Genomic DNA, 19,517 nt, shown 5'->3' with positions numbered 1-19,517 from the left:
GGACTTGATTGTCCGCCTTGCCAGTGTGTATCTGGCGTAACTGCTTGAAAGGAAACACCGTGGGACGTCACGAACTGCCACCAGAGACGGGTGCCTTTTTTATCAATCTGGATCGGGTCCCAGTGCGCCGTGACTTCATGGAAGCGCAGTTCAATCATGCAGGCTTGGTGGGTGCCACCCGGTTTGGCGCGACGGATGCCCAGAAACCCGGAGTTGTGGACGCCAGCGGCTATGTTGCCGGATCGGGCAGTCGCTGGGGATTGACGCAAAGCGAAATCGCCTGTTTCGAAAGCCATCGCGCAGTATGGCAGGCGGTCGTGGATCAAAACCTGCAAGCGGCGGCCATTTTCGAAGATGACGTCGAAATGTCCATCCAGGCAGGATCTGTGATTTCCGCACTGATGGCGGACCCAGATGCCTTTGACATGTTGAAGCTGGACTATTCCCCCAAATCTCTTCGTTTTGGGCCAGAGATGCATATCGCAGGCGTCACCGTCCGGCCCATGCTGGAAACGGCCCCGAGTGCGGCCGCCTATGTGCTTTCTCAGCGGGCCTGCCAGAAACTGCTGAATTGGTCCGAAAAGTATTCGGATCACCTGGACGATTTCGTCTCCATCCCACGGTCGGATTGGCGGATGTATCAGTGCTTTCCGGCTGTTGGGGTGCAGATGATCTGGTCGAAACAGCAAGATCACACGGTCGAAGAGGTGAAGGTCAGCGAACGATCCCAAGACCAGAAAACCAACAGCGGGCTGGATAAGGGGCCGCTTTGGTTCCGCCTTCGGCGGGAATTGGTCGCGGCGCGGCGCAAGCTGTATTGGCGCATGGGGGGGCAGACGCGATTGCTGGAACAGGGGGGATATGTCGGGTTCATCCCCTGCGCCGACGATCTGAGCGTGTAAATTCAAGCCTCACCAACGCCACCTAAACGGACATCCCGCGTTGCATCCGCGTCATAAGCGTTAACAAAACTGTCAATATGATATAATCTCGTGACGTTAGTGGTGAATAACGTTTGGGTTATGTGTCGTGGGGCAGACAATTTACGAAAGATACGGTGGTTTCAAAACGATCTCGCGGATCGTGATGACCTTTTACGAAATGGCGTTGGAGTCCGATCAGATCGGCGATCATTTCGAAGACATAGACATGCCCCGTTTGATTGATCATCAGACCAAGTTCGTTTCGTCCCTGGTTGGTGGACCTGCATCCTTTAGCGATGACAGGATCGAGGCGGTTCATCGTCACCTGAACATCTCTCACGCCGATTTTGATGAGATGGCTGCGCTTTTCAGCGAAGCCTTGTCGATGCATGGAATGGAAGACGCGCATATAAAAATTGCCCTTGATGCCATCGAGTCAAAACGAGCCATCATCGTGGCACGCGACGCCGCATGAGTATTCTGGCCATAAACGAACAGCTGCTCCGCGCGATCGGTGTCGGCGTCGCTGTTGTGCGGGCTACGGATTTGGGTTTCGTGTTTCACAACGGTCCATTTACCGAGTGGTTTGGGGCACCGGCCGAAGGTCAGACCCTGTTGGATTATTTTCCCGACCTTGATCCAAAAGAGCTTGAAGACGTTAAACAATCCGGCCTGCGCTATTCGGCCGAGCTACAGGTCAAACCCAAGCGCCGGACGCTGATATTCGCAGTCGCGGTTTCCCTGGCCAACGGCCTTTCCGAACAGGTGTTGGTGGTTGAATTTCAGAACATCACCCGCATTCGCGAGCTTGAGAGTATGATCGACAGTTATTCGACCATGGTCGAACGTAATACGCGCGAATTGGAACGCGAGAAAGAGCGGGTCGAACGGCTGCTGTTGAACCTCATGCCCCGCGCTGTGTACGAAGAGTTCAAGACCTTTGGTGTCGTTACGCCGCAACTCTACGATCAGGTCTCGGTCGTGATGCTGGATTTTGTGGGCTTTACGGATTTTGCGGCAAAAACCGACCCGACTGTGACACTCAGCGAGTTGAACGATGTCTTCACGGCCTTTGACAGGATCGTCGAACAATATGGCTGCGAACGGATCAAAACCATCGGAGACGCTTATCTGGCGGTCTCGGGTATGCCGGACGCAACTCCAGATCATGCGACGGCCGTGGCCCATTGCGCAGTCCGGTTCCTGCGTTACCTCGAACGGCGCAACGAAAGCCATCCGCATAAGTGGCAGGCCCGGATCGGTCTGGGAATGGGGCCTGCAGTCGGCTCGGTCGTGGGTATTCAGAAATACGTCTACGATGTGTTTGGTCCGGCCGTGAACATTGCTTCACGCCTGCAAGTCTTTGCAAACCCAATGAATATCGTCGCCCCAGAAGAAATGAAATACGCGCTGATTGACGAGTTTCAAGTCTCGGATATTGGGCCGGTGGATATCAAGGGCATGGGGCAGATGGATCTGATTAACGTCACCTCGGGCCTTAGTGTTCCGGCACCAAGGCCCAGGTTCTAGCTCGAACCTCAATCGTCCTGCGGCACCAGGCCCAAACCCCGCAGATAGATACCGATACCGCTTTCCAGCAGATCCTCTGGTGGAAAGGGAGAGCTGGCGCCTGTGTTGCGCGCATAAAGCTCAACAACACCATGGCTCATCGCCCAGATATGGGCACTGAACATCGACGCAGGTGGCCGTTTCTCTGGCGGGATGTGTTGCGAAAGATCTGCGGCTGCTTTTTCCAGCACGCTCTTGGCCCGGTTCGCGGCCAACGCCAATTCAGGCGTTCGGTTTACGGATATCCCACTTTCGAACATGGCGATGTAGTGCCCTGGGTGCTTGCGGGCAAACGCCAGATAGGCCCGACCAGTAGCCTCAAACGCTGCCAAGGCCGAGGGTTGGCCCGTGTCATATGCGTACTGCATCAGGTCGGCGAACATTTCAAAGCCCTGACGGGCGGCCTCGGCGATCAGATCTTCGCGCCCCTGAAAGTGCCTGTATACCGCTGCAGGTGTCACGCCTGCGGTCTTTGCGGCCTCGGACAGGGTAAAGCCGGTCGGTCCCTTTTCTTCAATCAGCGAAAGGGCGGCCTCGATCAGGGCTTGCTTGAGATTGCCGTGGTGATACCCGCGTTTCGCCATGCCTGTGTCACGAGCCTTTTTGTTTAAGTTCTGGGGAACCAAGACATAATCCACGCCTGCCGGTTCGTCCAACCCTTGGCAGCATTGTAGCGCGAAAATGTCATCACGCGTCCAACACCTCGGGTCCGCCGCAAATCAGTGGATCGATCTTGCCAATAGCCTTCTTGTCTTTTTCATCATAGTCCAGCGCGTGCAAAACAGTTCGTATTGCCGCGATGCGGGCGCGTTTTTTGTCGTCTGAGCGAATGATGGTCCAAGGGCAAAGGTCTGAGTGACTGCGGGTCAGAGTCTCCGAGATCGATTGCGTGTACTCGTCCCACTTACCAAGCCCCGCAATGTCGATTGGGCTGAGTTTCCATTGCTTTAGCGGATCTGTCTCACGTGCCAGAAAGCGGTTCAGTTGCTCCGCGCGCCCGACGTTAAGCCAGAATTTGAACAGTTTGATCCCGTCATTCACCAGTCCGGTTTCAAGCGGCAGAACTTGCCTGAAAAAACGTTCGCGTTCTTCGGGTTCGCAAAAACCAAAGACGTTTTCGACCACACCGCGATTGTACCAGCTGCGGTCAAAGAACACGATTTCGCCTGCCGCAGGCAGGTGTTGAACGTAACGTTGGAAGTACCATTGGCTGCGTTCGGTATCAGAGGGTTTGCTGAGCGCCACGTTGCGGGCGCCGCGTGGATTTAGGTTCTCGCGAAAACGTTTGATCGTACCACCTTTTCCGGCGGCATCGCGGCCTTCGAAAATGATCGCAACGCGGTCGCCCGTTTCCCTGATCCAGGATTGCATTTTGACCAGCTCGATCTGCAGCAAATCCATCTCTTTCTCGTAATCCTTACGCTTCATGCGTTCTTCGTAAGGATAGGTCGGGTTCAGGATGTCGTCTTTCTTCGCGTTTTCAATGGCTGACCGCATGTCTTTCGGGGCTTCCCTACGGAAGTATTTTTCAATGGAACCTTTGTCCGAACGGGCCATATGCTACCTCGCCATAAAATCCATATCCTACTATGGATTAGCTGGCGGTTTAACGCAAACCCGCTCGCTCGGCGGCGCGGTCGATTGCTAAGGCAACCTCGGGGGCGGCCACAACCTGCGGCATGTGACCAATACCCGGAAGCTCGATCAGTTCCGCGTCAGGGATTTGGTCGACCAGTTGTTCTGCATGCCAGGCAAATTTGACAGTGGTGTCAGCCGTTCCGTGAACAACTTCGGTCGGTACGGTAATTTTGCCATAGCGGGGTTGCAGGGCGCGAACTTCATCCAACAGATTGGCCCGCTGCTTGGCATTCGCATGCATCGAGGCGCGTCGCATTGTCAGGCCGGGGCCGAAGTGCTGTGAATATCCCTCGGGTGCCGTCTGCGGGGCAAAGACCTTGTCCAACGCTTTTTCCACGTACCATTCGGGAACGAACGCGGTGATCAGCGGCAGGGCCAGCGTATTGCCGGCCTCAGTCGACGCCAGCTTGTTGAAACCGTCCAGCGGCGTCTCCCACGGGATTGCAGCCGGTGCGATCAAAACAAGGGCAGAAATGTTGTCGGGCCGGGTGACCGCCCAAGCCAGCGATACCGATCCGCCATAGCTTTGCCCTGCAACAATAGGTTTTTCCGCCCCCAATTGGGCAGCGACTTTTTGCAGGATTAACGCTTGTTCTTCAATGGTTTCGCCGTCCGGATTGAAGCTATCGCTATAGCCCAGACCGGGTCGGTCGAACACGATTACACGGAAGTTCTCGGCCAGGATCGGTGCAAGAGCAAAGGTCATGTCACGGGTGTTACCGCTGGATCCGTGGATCAGAACCACATCGGGGCCGTCGCCCATGACCACCGCATGGACGGCGATACCGTCGACCATCACCATTTCACCCTCGGGGGGAAACCGAGCCTCAGCCTCAGCCTCATTCTGTGCTGCGCGCCAGACTGTGAGCAGAATCAGACCCGATAGGACGAGGCCAAGGAATATCAGAACTTTAATGACCAACGTCTTCCATGTTGAACGGTGTGGACTGGTAAATCTCGTTGATCCAATTGCCATAAAGTAGATGCGCATGGCTGCGCCATCTGTTTTGCGGCGGTTGTGATGGATCGTCGTCTGGATAGTAGTTCATCGGCACGTTGATGGGTGTCCCGTTCGAGACATCGCGATCATATTCCTGCTTCAACGTATCACTGTCATATTCGAAATGGTTGAAGATATAGATCGCACGATGCGAAGGGTCCTCGACCAGACAGGGGCCGACCTCATCGCTTCCCAACAATGTCGTCAGGCCGGGCGCGCTGTTGATCTCAGATTGGTTCATTGTGGTCCAGCGGCTGACCGGGATCACGCAATCATCGGAAAACCCACGCAAAAACGGGGAAGAAGGGGCCAGATTCTGGTGCCGATAGCAACCAAACGCCTTGGCATCGAGCGCCTGTTTGTCGATGCCGTGGAAATGGTTGATCATCGCCATCCCACCCCAGCAGACGCCAAAGGTGGAATGGACGTTCGTCTGCGTCCATTCGAATACTTCGGTCATTTCGTCCCAATATGTGACGTCATCGAACTCCAGATGCTCGATTGGCGCGCCCGTGATGATCAGGCCGTCGAATTTCTGATCCTTAACCTCTTGGAACGGTTGATAGAATTCGGCCATGTGATCAGCGGCGGTGTTTCTGGTGCGATGTTCGGTCATGCGGATCAACGACAGGTCAATCTGCAGAGGCGTGGCACCAATCAGGCGCGCGAACTGGTTTTCGGTCTGAATCTTTTTGGGCATCAGATTCAGCATACCAATCCGCAAGGGGCGGATGTCCTGACGCATCGCCTGATCCGCAGCCATGACCATGACGCCCTCTTTGGTGAGAACGTCGTAAGCGGGCAGGTCGGAAGGGATCTTGATCGGCATTAGGTGCAAGCCTTTGGAGTTACTGTGTAGAGGCGGTAATTAAGCCCGCTTTGCCCGGGTCTCAAGGGTGCGTTCGATCAACTCATCGAAATCACCCGCATCGCGAACCTTGTGCATGTCATCAGCGGTGACTGTGACACCCCAATTGTCCGCCATGGCCTGATAGCGCGGTTGGCGGTGCGCCAAGGCACGGGCATAGGTCCAGCGGATAAAGGCGTCCGGGTCGACGTCCTCGGGTGCGTAACCATGTTCGGTGAGGTATTCGTCCCAGACCCGGGTCAGAAACTCTGCCTGATAGGACATCGGCTTGGGGGCCTTATCGAAACGGCGGATCAGTTCAGCGGTGTGGTCCTCATCGCCCTTAATCCAGATCATCAGGGTTTGGCGGGACAGCTCGGACAAGACATGATCAGCCGGGTCCTCAGGATCGACCCATTCGCAAATTGACCCGCCGGTATCACAGATGAAGTTCGGGTATTGATACAAACGCTTGGCGCGGTCGATGAAATACTCGGTGTCCAACAGGGCGTGGATCTCAGCAAGGCGGAACTGTTCCTGCCTACGACGATATTCAGTAAGCTCAAGCCCGCCGTGCGCCGGGTTGCCCGGTTTGCCCAGATAGGTCGCAACCGGTGTCAGGTTTTCGAACGAGATATTTGAGCCGATATAGATCGAATCCGACAGCAACAGGTCGCGCAGGAATGGAATTTTCATCGCCTCGGCCTTGGCGTTGTCGATGATGTATTCGCCCATGTACCGGGTGCCGATGCGGTAGTCGATCGAGTAGTGGAACCAGTCCCCGGAATCGCGCAGCACGTTCGACACATAGGTCTTACCCAGCCCAGACATGCCGAAGAACAGCACTTTTTTCCGGGCCGCTTCGCGCCAGTCCTTTGCCGAGCTGTAGATCATTGTCCGCTGTCCCTTTTTCTGACCTAGCTAAAACGGGCAGGGGGCGGCGTCAATCACGTGAGCGGGACCAGTTCAGAATCAACAACCCGATCGCCAGCACGGCAAAGCCCAAAAAGGCCTGCGGCGGTAAGGTTTCGTCGCGCACCAGTGTGCCTAAAACGATGGCGACTGGCGGTATGACAAGCGTTACTAACATCAGGTTTCCGGCCCCGGCCATGGCAAGAACGCGGTAGTACAGCAAGTACGCTCCGGCTGTTGCGATCAGGGCGTAATAGGCAATGGCCGCCCACGTGATCGCCGGCAAGTTCAAAACGGGAAGCCCGTCGACCACGAGGGAAACAGGCAAAATCAGAATGGTTGAGCCGGTCAGCATGCCAGCTGCGGCAACTATGGGAGACAAGCCAGACAACTTGATTCTGGCCCAGGCGCTGGCCAACGCGTAAGAAACTGTTCCTGCGATGATTGCCAGTTGGGCAACGCTTTGAAGGTTGAAAGTCGCGAAATTCTTGAGGCCAATTGCAGTTGCTACACCCAGAAACCCCAGACCGACGCCCACACCACGAGCAAGGGTCAACCTCTCGTCCTTGAAAAACATAGCGGCGATCAGGACGCCGAAGACGGCGGTTGCTGCGTTCAGGATCGAGGTTAGGCCAGTTTCGATGTAAAGCTGCCCCCAAGCCATAAGCGAGAATGGGATGGCATTGTTCAACAACCCCATCATCAGGAATGCGCCCCAGATGCGCGGACTGGTAGGAACACTCAGCTTTTTAACCCAGACAACGATCCAGAGCGCCAGCATCGCCCAGAAAACGCGGTGCAGAACCGAGGTCATGACCGGGATCGTGTCCAATGCGACGCGGATCGAGATAAAGGATGCGCCCCAAATCACGCCCAGAAGTAACAGTTCGGCCCAAGCCCTTAGAGACAGGTGTTTTTGAGGTTCCATAGCCTGTTCTCGCATTCCCCGCGGCGATGTTCGACCCGAAACATGCGCAAAGAAAAACCCCGCCAAAAGTGGCGGGGTTTGTTAGTGGATTGGTAGCGGGATCAATTCAGCGTGTAAGTGAGCTGCAGACCGACGCTCCATGCTGAGTTGCCCGAGAATTCGCCACCTGTGGTGGTGGTCGCATCGCCGATATCGGTATAGCGGATGCCGCCAGAAATCTGCGCCTGTTCAAAGGTGTATGTACCACCTACGCCAAGGCTCCAGAAACCGTCGGTGGGGCCGAGGTTCGAAACAGTGGAACCTGAGGACGTTTCATAGCCCGCAGAGATCGCGCCAGAAAACTCTTCGGTGAACTTGTAGCCAAGACCCAGTGTGTAGGTGAAGGTATCGTCCGCATAGTCAACCAGGTTCTGTTGTGCAGCGGCAGTATAAACGGGCGGTGCCAGAACTGTCTGCGGCCAGTCAACCCAGCGGATCGAGCCGAACAGCAGCGTTTTTGGTGCCACACCGGTCTGGAAGTCCAGGTTCACCGATTGAGGCGTCACAACCTCGGTTTCGGTCTGTGCGGTCACAAGCGGTGCGGGGACGGGCGGTGGTCTCCGGTTGATGGACTCTGTCGAGTCGAAATCGTGCGTGATTTTAGAGTTGTAGGTCAGTGCGACACGTGCCGCGATCTCGGGACGTTCCCATGCGACGCCTACGACGTATCCGAAGTCAACCTCAGAGCCGGATTCAAATTCGTAACCGGCTACAACCGGGACAGCAACGGTTGCCTTGGCCCGCTGTGCGCGAATACCGCCGATTGCGCTGAAGCCGCCATCGAACTTGTAACGCACCAGGGCAGTAATCGCATCAACATCCGCTTTAGCGCGCAAAACGTCGGTGCGACCACCAAAAGCGGCCAAGGGGTTCTGCGACAAAGGATAGTTCGACGGGTACTCGACATCGGCACCGTACGGTTCATCATAAATGAGAGCAAAGTCCAACTGATCGGTAAACGAATGCTTGTATGCTAGGTGTGGTGTCCAGAAGCTTTTGGCGATGTTTCCGGAATCAACACCGTTCTGCTCACCGCTCACGTCGGGGTTTGCGTAACCCAAACGGAACTGAACAACAGAACCTTCCTCAAACAGAATGTTGACGCCCTGGCCGCTGCGATCAAGACCGCCTGCGTAAGCACCGGTTGCGCCAACGCATACCGCACACGCCTGTAGAAGCGCTTTTTTCATTAGTTCCTCCCTCTAGGTCTCCTGGAGGTCAGCGCCTGTTGAAATGTGGTGCGGACTGACCTGCATTGTGGTGCTCGATATTTTCTTGAGCTTTACCTTATCGTCAACTGGTGACCGTGCGTTACTTGTGTTGAGTGTCGCGTAGAGGTGTTGCCAAACTGTTACGATTCTCGGCGTGAACGTTCAGGAAAATACCTACGAAAATTACCGCAGCGCCTAATAGGGTCCAGTGATCCAGCGGTTCGTGATACAGAACCATACCTATGACCGCGATTGTGGGCAGGCGTGCAAAGTCAAACGGCACCACAACGGTTGCCGGGGCAATCGCCAGCGCATTTGTGATGCAGTAATGCGCCAGCAGCCCGGCCAGTCCCACCAGTAACAAAAACGGAGCTGTGCTTGCCGAGGGCAGGGTGATTTGTCCGTCGATACCCGATGCGACCAGCCCCAGCACGGCTTGCATTACTGTCAGCCAGAACATGATGCATCCGATGCTGGCAAAACGAGTGAGGGACTTTGTCGATATCGTTGTTAAGGCGAAGAAAACAGCGGACATAGCAGCGGTCATCACACCTGCACTGAGAGGCACGGTGCCCGGCCGGGCGACCAGTAGAATTCCGGCAAATCCGATCAGCGCCGATAACATGCGCACGGTCGTCAGGCGCTCTTTCAATAGAAGTGGAGACAGCAGTATGACCCATATCGGCTGCGTAAACTCCAGCGCAAACACCTGTGCCAACGGAATGACGCTGACCGCATAGAACCAGAGGTTTTGCCCGGTGAAATGCAATACGTTCCGGATGCCGTGCAAGCCGATCCGTTCGGTCGAAACCTGGTGCCACTTTCGAGTCAGAGTCAGGATCAGGGCGACCACGCAGATGCCGACGAGGCTGCGGTAGAACATGATTTCGAACGTGTCGTGGGTCACGCTCAGTTCACGGCCCGCGATTGCCATGGACGAGAATGAGGCAATCGCCCCGGTCATCCAGAGCGCTGCCTTGCCGATCTGTGGTCTGGCCGTTTCCATCCGGGCGCCTGTAGCTTTTGGTTATACCAATTTGATTGCTATCGATTTCTTCACGGCGTGAAAAACAAAAAAGCCGGGACAGAGCCCGGCTTTCGCATTATTCCCACTCGATGGTTCCGGGTGGCTTTGATGTGATGTCATAGGTGCATCGGTTGATGCCTTTGACCTCGTTGATGATCCGAGTGGCCGTCTCGCCAAGGAACTCGTGGCTGAACGGATAGTAATCGGCAGTCATGCCATCCACCGATGTCACCGCGCGCAGGGCACAAGCGTAGTCATAGGTGCGGCCGTCGCCCATGACGCCTACAGTACGCACGGGCAGGATGGCCACAAAGGCTTGCCAGATGTCATCGTAAAGGCCGTGTTTGCGTATCTGGTCGATATAGACCGCATCTGCTTCGCGCAGGATGTCCAGCTTTTCACGGGTGATCTCACCGGGGCAGCGAATCGCCAGACCGGGACCGGGGAAGGGGTGGCGGCCAATAAAGCTCTGGGGCAGGCCTAACTCGCGACCCAGCGCGCGGACTTCGTCCTTGAACAGCTCGCGCAGCGGCTCGACCAGTTTCAGTCCCATCTTTTCGGGCAGGCCGCCAACATTGTGGTGCGACTTGATCGTGACGGATGGGCCGCCCGAGAAGGACACCGATTCAATCACGTCTGGATACAGCGTGCCTTGCGCAAGGAACTCTGCACCATCGATGGTGTCGGCGTGTTTCTGGAATACGTCGATGAATAGCTTGCCGATGATTTTGCGCTTGGTCTCGGGGTCGCTTTGGCCTTCAAGCTCACCAAGGAACAGATCGCTTTCGTTCGCGTGGATCAGCTGGATGTTGTAATTATCGCGGAACATGCCGACGACTTCTTCGGCCTCGTTCTTGCGCAGCAAGCCATGGTCCACGAAAACGCAGGTCAACTGATCACCGATTGCCTCGTGGATCAGGATCGCCGCAACCGAGCTGTCGACACCACCGGACAGACCGCAGATGACCTTTTTGTCGCCGACCTGCTCGCGGATCTTTTCGATCATTTGTTCGCGATAGGCACCCATGGTCCAATCGCCCTTGAACCCGGCCAGCTTGACGAAATTCTCATACAGTTTTGCGCCCTTGGGTGTGTGGTGAACTTCAGGGTGGAACTGAACCGCATAGAAGTGACGGTCGCTGTCCGCTGTAATCGCGAAAGGTGCGTTGGGTGAGGTGCCGTAAACGGTGAAGCCGGGCGCGATTTCGCTGACATGGTCGCCGTGGCTCATCCAGACCTGCTCGTCACCGTCCGAAAACCAGCCTTCCAAAATATCCAGCTTTGCCTGCGGGGTAACAAACGCACGCCCGAACTCGGCCGTGCCGTGTCCGCTTTCAACTTTGCCGCCCAGCTGGTGCATCATCACCTGTTGGCCGTAACAGATACCAAGGATTGGAACGCCGTAATCAAAGATCTCTTGCGGTACACGGGGCGAACCCTCACGTGTCACGCTGTCAGGACCGCCCGAGAATATCACGGCCTTCGGGGCCATTTCCCGCACAAAGTCCATTGTGACTTTTTGATAGGGGTGGATTTCGCAATAGACATTCAGCTCGCGCAGGCGGCGCGCAATAAGCTGCGTAACCTGGCTGCCGAAGTCGATGATCAGAAGGCGGTCATGGGTGTCTTGGGTCATGGTTGGCTATTAGGTCGCAAGCCTTGCATGTGCAAGCGCTATGACGTCATTTGTGCAATTGAGCCTCAGGATAATACAGAAAGAGCGCGAGATGCCCGAGATCGTACTACGCCGCGCAAGTGCTGCTGATACCGAAGCGGTCACAACCTGCATTGCGGCGGCCTATGCGGAGGCATTGCGCGATATTCCTGATCTGCCCGATGTCACGGACGGCGTTGGCGACGACATCGCCGCGCATCAGGCCTGGGTTGCCGCGAAGGATGAAGACATCGTCGGGTTTATTGTTTTTGACCAGGTCGATTCTGCGGTGATGATCTTTAACCTTGCCGTATCGCCAAAGGCACAAGGGGCAGGGTTGGCGAGGCGGTTGATCGAATTAGCTGAACAAGAAGCCAACGGAACGGGCGCCACTAAGCTCAGGTTGCGAACGCACAAATTGATGCGAGCGACAGTCTCCATGTACCACTACTTGGGCTGGCACGAGAAAGAGGTGAGCGGAAAGACCATCCTGATGGAGAAGGAACTTTACTGATCAGAGCAAGTGCCTGACGGTTTTGGTTTATGCAGATGTCGCTTTTCCCCCTATAGCGCCGTAAATTAGATGCATTGCCCCAAATGCTTGCTGTAACAAACTGATCAACTCAATCATTAGACGGGATCTTCTCATGGCAGAGGCAAACACCCGGCGTCGGGCAAGAGGTGGCGGTGGCGCCGCCCGCCGGGCCGAACGTACCGCGGTTCGCATCGAAACGGCGAAATACATCGAACGGAATATTCCGAACTTCGAGGTTCTCAACGAAGAAGCGTTGGAAATCATCGAAACCAATGCGGAAACCATTCTAGCCGAAGTCGGCGTGAACTTTGTCGACAACCCAGCCGCGTTGCAGCGCTGGAAAGATGTTGGCGCCGATGTCGATGGTGAACGCGTCCGCATTCCGCGTGGTCTGGCACGTCAGCTGATCAAAACCGCGCCCAGCGAATTCACGCAGCACGCCCGTAACCCCGAAAAATCGGTTGTCATCGGTGGCCGTAATCTGGTTCTGGCCCCGGTGTACGGCCCGCCTTTTGTGCGGGACGCGCAAGGTGGCCGTCGCTATGCGACTATGGAAGATTTCAACAAGTTCGTGAAACTGGCCTATATGTCCAAGTGGTTGCACCATTCGGGCGGGACTGTTTGCGAACCCACCGACGTTCCGGTGAACAAGCGTCACCTGGACATGCTGATGGCGCACATGACCTTGTCGGACAAGCCGTTCATGGGCTCGGTCACCGATCCCAGCCGCGCGCAGGATTCGGTTGAGATGTGCGAGATTCTGTTCGGCAAAGAGTTCGTTCAGGAAAACACGGTGATGACCTCGCTGACCAACATCAACTCGCCGATGACCTTCGACGATGTGATGATGGGCGCGCTTGAGGTTTATGCGAAGAACAATCAGGCCTGCATCATCTCGCCCTTTATCGTGGGCGGTGCGATGGCACCGGTTTCGATTGCGGGGACACTGACGCAGGTTCTGGCCGAAGTTCTGGCCGGCGTGGCCTATAGTCAGATCATCCGCCCGGGTGCACCTGCAATCTTTGGTGCCTTTGTGTCGTCGATCGACATGAACTCTGGTGCACCGACCTTTGGTACACCTGAGGCTTCGTTGGTCACCTACGGAGCGGGCCAGTTGGCGCGACGTCTGAATCTGCCGTTCCGCTCGGCCGGGTCGTTCTGCGGCTCGAAACTGCCTGACGCACAGGCGGCCTATGAGACCGCGAACTCGCTGAACATGGGGCTGATGTCTGGTGTGAACTTCATGCTGCATTCCTGCGGCTGGCTTGAAGGCGGTCTGGTGGCCGATTTTGAAAAGTTTGTCATGGATGCCGACCAGTTGGGTGTTCTGCATAGCCTGGCCAAAGGCGTGGCATATGATGAGAATGCGCAGGCGATGGATGCGATCCGCGAGGTTGGCCCCGGCGGCCACTATCTGGGCTGCGCCCATACGCAGGCGAATTTCAAAGAAGCGTTCTGGAAGTCCGATGTTCTGGATTACAAACCCTTCGAGACCTGGGAAGACGAAGGCGGGCGCGACACACGCCAATTGGCCACGTCGCGGGTCGAGCATCTGCTGGCCAACTACCAGCAACCGCAACTCGATCCCGCCGTCAACGAAGCATTGAACGCATACGTGGCGGAAAAGAAAGCTTCCATGCCGGATGCCTTCACCTGATCATTGATATTGCGCGGCGCGACTGGCTTTGAACAGTTGCGCCTCGCCCAACAGCGCGATCAGCAGGTCCAGATGGCGGACCAACGAATAGGCGGCGTCTTCGGCCAGTCTTTGGGCGTTAACCTCTCGTTCCAATTCCAACAAACGAACCAGCGCAGACCCTGTGCCGGGCAGTGATCCGTATCCCAGAACACGCTGAAGATGCCGATCCCGATCATACTCCTGCGCCCCAATTTTTGCGGCCCGAGCCAACAGGCGTGGGCGGCGGAGCGTTGTAATCATGGTCATCAGGTCCTGCATTTCGGTGATCCCTTGGTTGAACAGAAGAAAGCCATTTGTCACACAACCTAAACGAGTGTTGCCTTGTGCGGGTTCCCTCCGAACTCTGACTTCATGAGTGTTTATGATTTTGAATCAAATCTGGTTGTTGTCTCTCCGGGTTAACGAACGAGTAACGAAAGCGGCTCTAGTTAGGATTGGTTAACACATTCACCGGGGGCGATTGAGAACCGATTGTTTTGTCGACGAGGGCAAGTGACTATGCAAGAAAACATGGCTTTCACCATTCCGGCGTGGGTGCCTGAAGGGGCGCAGAGATACCTGGCGCATACCGAAACCGGTCAATCGATCCGCGACATCGCGCGATCCGTGGGGTGCCATGCGTCAACCATACTCAGGCAAATCCGACGTATTGAAATGCGCCGGGACGATCCGTTGGTGGATGCTGCGCTGCAAGCGCTGGCAGAGGTCCATTTCACGGATCAACAAGGGCGCGCTGGGTCCCTGAACGAGCCTTTGGGGATTCAGGCCAACGATGCAACAAGCAAGGACGATGAGTTTAACCGCGAAGCTCTTCGAATTTTGCGTCGCCTTTGTGAAACCGGCGCGGTTCTGGCTGTGGCGGAAGAGATGGACAAGGCTGTGGTCGTTCGGGATACCGGCGACAGCGGGACCGCAAGAACCGCAATCGTCGATTGCACGATTGCGCAAGCGCTGGCTCTGAATGATTGGATATCCTGCGACAATCCCGGCCGTATTTCCCGGTATCGCATCTCTTCCTCTGGGCGGTCGGCCTTAAGCCAACTGATCGCCGAGGCCGAGAACAAAGCCCGCGCCAGAAACGAGTTCGGCATGGCCGAGGCGCAATCGCCGTTTCAGGCGCATGGCGAACAAAGACAGGGCAGGTCGTCGCACGGCGCCAGACGTATTCGGTACAGTGCTGCCGAAAGTCCGCTGATCGCGTTGGCGCGCAGGCGGGACAAGGACGGAAAGCCCTTTCTCGACGAAACTCTGGTCGGCGCTGGCGAACGGCTGCGCGAAGACTTTGAACTGTCGCAGATCGGTCCGCAGGTTGCCCAAAACTGGGATCACTTTCTAACGGCCGGGGGGCGGGGAAGTTTCGCAAATGGAACGTATGCAGGCCAGGGATCGTCAGACGCGCGCGCTCGGGTTGAACGTGCCCTGTCGGATCTGGGACCGGGGTTAAGCGACGTGGCACTGCGGTGCTGCTGTTACCTTGAGGGGCTCGAATTAGCCGAAAAACGCATGGGGTGGTCGGCGCGTTCCGGGAAGATCGTGTTGCGCATCGCCTTGCAACGTCTAAAGCGCCATTACGAAGATCAAGCAGAGAAAACTCGCCTAATTGGGTAGAAATTCCATAATTCGCAGTTGAGGTTTCAGGGGGTAGTGATAGGAATTGCCTATGAATTTTACCCTCAGACAGCTTCAGTATTTCAATGCGGTGGCGGATCAGCGCAATTTTGGCCGTGCGGCGCAGGTCTGCCATGTTTCGCAGCCAGCGCTGTCGGTTCAAATCAAAGCGTTGGAAGAAACGTTGGGCGGCCCGCTGTTCGAACGTCAGGCGCGTGACATCCTGCTGACGCCATTGGGACGCGATGTGCTGGACTACGCCCGTCAGGTGCTTGGCGCGGCAGACAGGCTGGACCAGTTCGCCAAGGATCATTCCGTTGGGCATCGGTCCTTGGCGATTGGGATCATTCCGACAATTGCGCCTTATCTTTTGCCTGGTGTGCTTGCCGGGTTGCGCACGGCAGATGTCTCCTTGCGGGTGCAGATCCGCGAGGCACGGACCGAGCGCTTGCTGGCCATGCTGCGGGCCGGGGAAATCGATGCCGGTGTGATGGCCTTGCCAGCTGGCGGCAACGAATTGTTTGAATTGCCGCTTTTCGAGGATCGCTTTCTGCTTGCCGGCAGCGTGGGGCGTCTTGGGACGGTGCGCACCGACCCTGATGCCTTGCGCCCGGTCGATTTGCAGACCGCGCAGTTGATGTTGCTGGATGACGGGCATTGCCTGACGGATCAGGCGCTTGAGGTCTGTGGTCAGGACAGAAGCAGCGGTTTGATCAATATGGGGGCGTCCTCACTGGCGACCCTGTCGCGACTGGTTGCCGAAGGGTTCGGTCTGACACTCATGCCTGAACTCGCGGCCCGCTCGGAAACCGAAGCTGTTCCGGGGCTCAAGCTCATGCGGTTCGGGGCACCGCAGCCTGCACGAACGGTGGGGTTGGTCCGACGCCTTTCTACAGGGCATGAAGATTGGTTCGACAGTCTGGCCGACGTTATTCGGCGTGTTGGTGAAGATATCGTAACCGCGACCCGCCATTAAAAAAGGCCCGCCAGAGGCGAGCCCTTGATACGTCAGCCTGACAATTGTTATGCCAGTGCCGGTTCTTTGGCTTCTTCCAGGTGCTTCATCAGGGTTTCCGGGGACGAAACGCCATAGGGATCTTCTGGGCAGTTGTCCATCAGGCCGGGCTCTTCGAACCAGGCTTCGACCACACCATCGATTACGATGGCAGCGTAGCGCCACGAACGCATGCCAAATCCCAGGTTTTCCTTGTCGACCAGCATGCCCATTTTGCGGGTAAATTCGCCTGAACCGTCAGGGATAACTTTGACGTTTTTAAGGCCCTGATCCTGCGCCCATTTGTTCATGACAAAGCTGTCATTCACAGACATGCAGTAGATTTCATCGATGCCCTTGGCAGTGAAATCGGCATAGCCGTTTTCGAAACCGGGCAGTTGGTAGGTCGAGCATGTGGGCGTAAACGCACCGGGCAGGGAAAACAGGATGACGCGCTTGCCTGCGAAGTAATCAGCGGTTGTTTTGTCTTCCCAACGGAACGGGTTGGGTCCTCCGATTGCTTCATCCCGAACGCGGGTATGGAAGGTAACGGAAGGCAGTTTTGCGCCGGTTTTCATCTACGGGCTCCTGTGATTCACATTAGAATTAGTGGTGACTTAAAACAGTTCTAAACCGCCTTCAACGCCAGAAATGCTGCAATTGCGATATAACTTTAGGTAGCTGTAAACGAGGGTTAATCTGCCTAGAGTGTTTGAAGTGCCGGGCTATTTTCTGCGAGTGCAAACGTACCGTGCATGGCGGGTATACCCGGGTGGCATAGTCTGCGCGTGCGTATTATGTTAGGGCAAAGAAAATTGACCCAAAGTCAGGAAAGCCAGCCGTGCGTGATCTGAAGATCCCAGAACAACGTCATCCCGAAAAAGCGCATCGTCCAGACAATGCGCAGCCCAAAAAGCCCAAGTGGATACGCGTCAAGGCACCCGGCGGTAAGGGTTATGCTGAGACGCACAAGATCATGCGCGAAAACAATCTGGTCACTGTCTGTGAAGAGGCCGGATGCCCAAATGTCGGCGAATGCTGGAGCCAGGGCCACGCCACCATGATGATCATGGGCGAGATTTGTACCCGCGGTTGCACGTTCTGCAACATCGCGACAGGCCGCCCTGATGATCTGGATGTTTTTGAACCGGGTCGTGTGGCCCACGCAGTCGAAAAATTGGGCCTGAACCACGTCGTGATCACGTCGGTTGACCGCGATGACCTGAAGGACGGAGGTGCCGACCATTTCGCGCAGACGATACGCGCGGTGCGGCATCGGTCGCCTAAGACGACGATTGAAATCTTGACGCCAGATTTCCTGAAATGTGATTCTTCCGTTCTTGAGACCGTCGTCGAGGCCAAGCCGGATGTGTTCAACCACAATCTAGAAACCGTACCCGGCCTGTACCTCGAAGTGCGTCCCGGTGCGCGTTATTTCCACTCGTTGCGGCTGTTGCAGCGCGTCAAAGAGCTGGACCCGTCGATCTTTACTAAATCAGGAATCATGGTCGGCTTGGGTGAGAACGAGCAAGAAGTCCGGCAAGTCATGGATGACATGCGCGCTGCCGATATCGACTTTCTAACCATCGGTCAGTATCTGCAGCCCACGCCCAAACACCATGGTGTGGATCGGTTCGTGACGCCGGAAGAGTTCGCATCCTATGAAAAGGCAGCTTATGGCAAAGGGTTCCTGATGGTGTCTGCGACACCACTGACCCGGTCGTCCTATCACGCGGGCGATGACTTTGCCCGGTTGCGTGAGGCTCGCCAGAAAAAGCTGGAACAGGGGTGACACCCGAAGCGCACGCGCGGCTGACACGCCTGCGCCACAACCTGCACCAATATCCCGAACTTTCCGGGCAGGAGCACGATACCGCTGCCCGCATGACAGAGCTGTTGCAGGGATTCGGTGCGGACCATGTGCTAACCGGACTGGGGGGGCACGGTGTTGCCGCGGTTTTTGACAGTGGGCAAGCTGGGCCGACCGTGGGTATCCGGTGCGAGTTGGACGGACTGCCGATTCAAGAACTTGGCACGCACCCCTATGTGTCGAAGGTTCCGGGCAAAGGGCATTTGTGCGGCCATGATGGGCACATGACGATGGTGCTTGGCGTTGCCGAAGACCTGGGGCGACAGCGACCTAATAAGGGTCGGGTGGTTCTGATCTTTCAACCGGCTGAGGAAACCGGGCAGGGCGCCATCGCCTTTCGCACGGACCCCCAATTCGCGCAGATCGCGCCGGACTACGTGTTCTCTCTGCACAATCTGCCGGGATTGGAACTTGGCGCCGTTGAGTTATGTCAGGGTTCGGCTAACTGCGCCTCGCGCGGGATGAAGATAATCCTGACCGGCAAGACATCCCATGCGGCTGCGCCTCAGGATGGGAATTCCCCGGCTCGGGCAATGTCTGAATTGATGTTGCAACTGGCAGGTTTGGGCGCAGGCGGCGCGTTGGACGCTGATTTTGCGCTGACAACGGTGACGCATGCCCGTTTGGGAGAGCCGACTTTCGGCGTCGCTCCGGGGCAGGCCGAGATCTGGGTAACCTTGCGCACTGTTTCAGACGCCCGGATGCAAACGCTGATCACCGAGGCCGAGGCGCTGGCGCGCCGCGCTGCATCCACCGACAGTCTGGGTTTTGAGATCACCTATGACGATGTCTTCGAGGCCTGCGTCAATCACAGTGACGCGGTGAGCATCATCGCAACAGCCTGCGCCGAGCGTGGAGTGCCGTGCCATTCAACAAAGACGCCGCAAAAGTTCTCAGAAGACTTCGGGCAATTCGGCAAAGCCGCGAAAACGGCCATGTTCTGGCTGGGGTCGGGGCAGGATCATCCGCAATTGCATAACCCTGACTATGATTTCCCAGACGCACTTATCCCGGTAGGAGTAGACGTATTTGTTGCCGCAATTCGATCACTTAATGGCTGAAA

At 56.3% G+C, this 19,517-nt stretch carries 20 protein-coding genes; 9 read left to right on the top strand and 11 right to left on the bottom strand.

Going from position 1 to position 19,517, the window contains the following annotated elements:
* Nucleotides 1-59 precede the first annotated feature (59 nt).
* The 3 genes from AC2FFP_RS05465 to AC2FFP_RS05455 all read left to right on the top strand — a co-directional run bounded on the left by AC2FFP_RS05465 (nt 60) and on the right by AC2FFP_RS05455 (nt 2,453).
* Nucleotides 60-902, top strand: a complete 843-nt coding sequence (locus AC2FFP_RS05465; RefSeq protein ID WP_496765262.1) for a glycosyltransferase family 25 protein — start codon at nt 60-62, stop codon at nt 900-902.
* Nucleotides 903-1,029: 127 nt separating this feature from the next.
* Entirely contained in the window at nt 1,030-1,398 is a 369-nt protein-coding gene (locus tag AC2FFP_RS05460; protein WP_496720189.1) for a group I truncated hemoglobin, read from the top strand.
* Nucleotides 1,395-2,453 carry an adenylate/guanylate cyclase domain-containing protein gene (locus AC2FFP_RS05455; protein ID WP_496765259.1) on the top strand — a complete coding sequence of 353 codons (1,059 nt, stop codon included), beginning with the start codon at nt 1,395-1,397 and terminating at the stop codon, nt 2,451-2,453. The genes AC2FFP_RS05460 and AC2FFP_RS05455 overlap by 4 nt, the downstream gene beginning before the upstream one ends.
* Nucleotides 2,454-2,461: 8 nt before the next feature.
* On the opposite strand, the gene AC2FFP_RS05450 is transcribed toward AC2FFP_RS05455, so the two are convergent.
* The 9 genes from AC2FFP_RS05450 to guaA all read right to left on the bottom strand — a co-directional run bounded on the left by AC2FFP_RS05450 (nt 2,462) and on the right by guaA (nt 11,730).
* Complete coding sequence (locus AC2FFP_RS05450; RefSeq protein ID WP_058271885.1) at nt 2,462-3,076, bottom strand: TetR/AcrR family transcriptional regulator; 615 nt, start codon at nt 3,074-3,076, stop codon at nt 2,462-2,464.
* A gap of 103 nt (nt 3,077-3,179) precedes the next feature.
* Nucleotides 3,180-3,989 carry a polyphosphate kinase 2 gene (ppk2, locus tag AC2FFP_RS05445; RefSeq protein WP_496765257.1) on the bottom strand — a complete coding sequence of 270 codons (810 nt, stop codon included), beginning with the start codon at nt 3,987-3,989 and terminating at the stop codon, nt 3,180-3,182.
* Between the two features lie 109 nt (nt 3,990-4,098).
* Complete coding sequence (locus tag AC2FFP_RS05440) at nt 4,099-5,052, bottom strand: alpha/beta fold hydrolase (RefSeq protein ID WP_496843928.1); 954 nt, start codon at nt 5,050-5,052, stop codon at nt 4,099-4,101.
* Nucleotides 5,042-5,959: a homoserine O-acetyltransferase MetA gene (metA, locus tag AC2FFP_RS05435; RefSeq protein ID WP_496843927.1), complete on the bottom strand. Its 918-nt coding sequence runs from the start codon at nt 5,957-5,959 to the stop codon at nt 5,042-5,044. Before metA ends, AC2FFP_RS05440 begins: the two co-directional genes overlap by 11 nt.
* 39 nt (nt 5,960-5,998) lie before the next feature.
* Nucleotides 5,999-6,871, bottom strand: coding sequence for an ATPase (locus AC2FFP_RS05430; protein ID WP_496843926.1), 873 nt, complete (start codon nt 6,869-6,871; stop codon nt 5,999-6,001).
* 49 nt (nt 6,872-6,920) lie between these two features.
* On the bottom strand, nt 6,921-7,817 hold the full coding sequence (locus AC2FFP_RS05425) for a DMT family transporter (RefSeq protein WP_496844046.1): 897 nt from the start codon (nt 7,815-7,817) through the stop codon (nt 6,921-6,923).
* Nucleotides 7,818-7,918: 101 nt separating this feature from the next.
* Nucleotides 7,919-9,046 (bottom strand): OmpP1/FadL family transporter, encoded by a 1,128-nt coding sequence (locus AC2FFP_RS05420; RefSeq protein ID WP_282151079.1) that lies wholly within the window; start codon nt 9,044-9,046, stop codon nt 7,919-7,921.
* A gap of 121 nt (nt 9,047-9,167) precedes the next feature.
* The gene (locus AC2FFP_RS05415; RefSeq protein ID WP_496765248.1) at nt 9,168-10,073 is read right to left on the bottom strand and encodes a DMT family transporter; all 906 of its coding nucleotides are present in this window, start codon (nt 10,071-10,073) and stop codon (nt 9,168-9,170) included.
* Between the two features lie 97 nt (nt 10,074-10,170).
* Nucleotides 10,171-11,730, bottom strand: coding sequence for a glutamine-hydrolyzing GMP synthase (gene guaA / locus AC2FFP_RS05410; RefSeq protein ID WP_496765244.1), 1,560 nt, complete (start codon nt 11,728-11,730; stop codon nt 10,171-10,173).
* Between the two features lie 58 nt (nt 11,731-11,788).
* On the opposite strand from guaA, the gene AC2FFP_RS05405 reads away from it, so the two are divergent.
* Nucleotides 11,789-12,262, top strand: coding sequence for a GNAT family N-acetyltransferase (locus tag AC2FFP_RS05405; protein WP_496843924.1), 474 nt, complete (start codon nt 11,789-11,791; stop codon nt 12,260-12,262).
* Nucleotides 12,263-12,395: 133 nt separating this feature from the next.
* Entirely contained in the window at nt 12,396-13,940 is a 1,545-nt protein-coding gene (locus AC2FFP_RS05400) for a trimethylamine methyltransferase family protein (protein ID WP_496722559.1), read from the top strand.
* On the opposite strand, the gene AC2FFP_RS05395 is transcribed toward AC2FFP_RS05400, so the two are convergent.
* Nucleotides 13,941-14,240, bottom strand: a complete 300-nt coding sequence (locus AC2FFP_RS05395) for a DUF6477 family protein (protein ID WP_108859085.1) — start codon at nt 14,238-14,240, stop codon at nt 13,941-13,943. It abuts the gene before it with no gap.
* 240 nt (nt 14,241-14,480) lie between these two features.
* Here AC2FFP_RS05395 and AC2FFP_RS05390 point away from each other — a divergent pair, with 240 nt between their 5' ends.
* Together AC2FFP_RS05390 and AC2FFP_RS05385 are read left to right on the top strand one after the other, a co-directional pair.
* On the top strand, nt 14,481-15,590 hold the full coding sequence (locus AC2FFP_RS05390) for a DUF6456 domain-containing protein (RefSeq protein WP_496844044.1): 1,110 nt from the start codon (nt 14,481-14,483) through the stop codon (nt 15,588-15,590).
* A gap of 52 nt (nt 15,591-15,642) precedes the next feature.
* On the top strand, nt 15,643-16,566 hold the full coding sequence (locus AC2FFP_RS05385; protein WP_496843923.1) for a hydrogen peroxide-inducible genes activator: 924 nt from the start codon (nt 15,643-15,645) through the stop codon (nt 16,564-16,566).
* 47 nt (nt 16,567-16,613) lie between these two features.
* Here the strand turns inward: AC2FFP_RS05385 and AC2FFP_RS05380 are convergent, their stop codons facing one another.
* Complete coding sequence (locus AC2FFP_RS05380; protein ID WP_496843922.1) at nt 16,614-17,162, bottom strand: peroxiredoxin; 549 nt, start codon at nt 17,160-17,162, stop codon at nt 16,614-16,616.
* A 263-nt stretch (nt 17,163-17,425) separates the two neighbouring features.
* Between AC2FFP_RS05380 and lipA the strand changes: the two genes are divergently transcribed.
* A complete protein-coding gene (lipA, locus tag AC2FFP_RS05375; protein ID WP_496722568.1) occupies nt 17,426-18,376 on the top strand; it encodes a lipoyl synthase in 951 nt (316 codons plus the stop codon).
* Entirely contained in the window at nt 18,373-19,515 is a 1,143-nt protein-coding gene (locus AC2FFP_RS05370) for an amidohydrolase (RefSeq protein WP_496765230.1), read from the top strand. Before lipA ends, AC2FFP_RS05370 begins: the two co-directional genes overlap by 4 nt.
* Nucleotides 19,516-19,517: the final 2 nt, after the last annotated feature.

The sequence above is a fragment of the Ruegeria sp. YTSC004 genome, assembly GCF_059609805.1.
This window is presented reverse-complemented; position numbering and strand designations above follow the sequence as displayed.

Excerpts from the sequence above, each read along its gene's own strand:
- AC2FFP_RS05455 (WP_496765259.1), top strand. The coding sequence starts at position 1,395 with ATGAGTATTCTGGCCATAAACGAACAGCTGCTCCGCGCGATCGGTGTC.
- AC2FFP_RS05450 (WP_058271885.1), bottom strand. The coding sequence starts at position 3,076 with ATGGCGAAACGCGGGTATCACCACGGCAATCTCAAGCAAGCCCTGATC.
- ppk2 (WP_496765257.1), bottom strand. The coding sequence starts at position 3,989 with ATGCGGTCAGCCATTGAAAACGCGAAGAAAGACGACATCCTGAACCCG.
- metA (WP_496843927.1), bottom strand. The coding sequence starts at position 5,959 with ATGCCGATCAAGATCCCTTCCGACCTGCCCGCTTACGACGTTCTCACC.
- AC2FFP_RS05430 (WP_496843926.1), bottom strand. The coding sequence starts at position 6,871 with ATGATCTACAGCTCGGCAAAGGACTGGCGCGAAGCGGCCCGGAAAAAA.
- AC2FFP_RS05425 (WP_496844046.1), bottom strand. The coding sequence starts at position 7,817 with ATGGAACCTCAAAAACACCTGTCTCTAAGGGCTTGGGCCGAACTGTTA.
- AC2FFP_RS05420 (WP_282151079.1), bottom strand. The coding sequence starts at position 9,046 with ATGAAAAAAGCGCTTCTACAGGCGTGTGCGGTATGCGTTGGCGCAACC.
- AC2FFP_RS05415 (WP_496765248.1), bottom strand. The coding sequence starts at position 10,073 with ATGGAAACGGCCAGACCACAGATCGGCAAGGCAGCGCTCTGGATGACC.
- guaA (WP_496765244.1), bottom strand. The coding sequence starts at position 11,730 with ATGACCCAAGACACCCATGACCGCCTTCTGATCATCGACTTCGGCAGC.
- AC2FFP_RS05400 (WP_496722559.1), top strand. The coding sequence starts at position 12,396 with ATGGCAGAGGCAAACACCCGGCGTCGGGCAAGAGGTGGCGGTGGCGCC.
- AC2FFP_RS05395 (WP_108859085.1), bottom strand. The coding sequence starts at position 14,240 with ATGCAGGACCTGATGACCATGATTACAACGCTCCGCCGCCCACGCCTG.
- AC2FFP_RS05390 (WP_496844044.1), top strand. The coding sequence starts at position 14,481 with ATGCAAGAAAACATGGCTTTCACCATTCCGGCGTGGGTGCCTGAAGGG.
- AC2FFP_RS05385 (WP_496843923.1), top strand. The coding sequence starts at position 15,643 with ATGAATTTTACCCTCAGACAGCTTCAGTATTTCAATGCGGTGGCGGAT.
- AC2FFP_RS05380 (WP_496843922.1), bottom strand. The coding sequence starts at position 17,162 with ATGAAAACCGGCGCAAAACTGCCTTCCGTTACCTTCCATACCCGCGTT.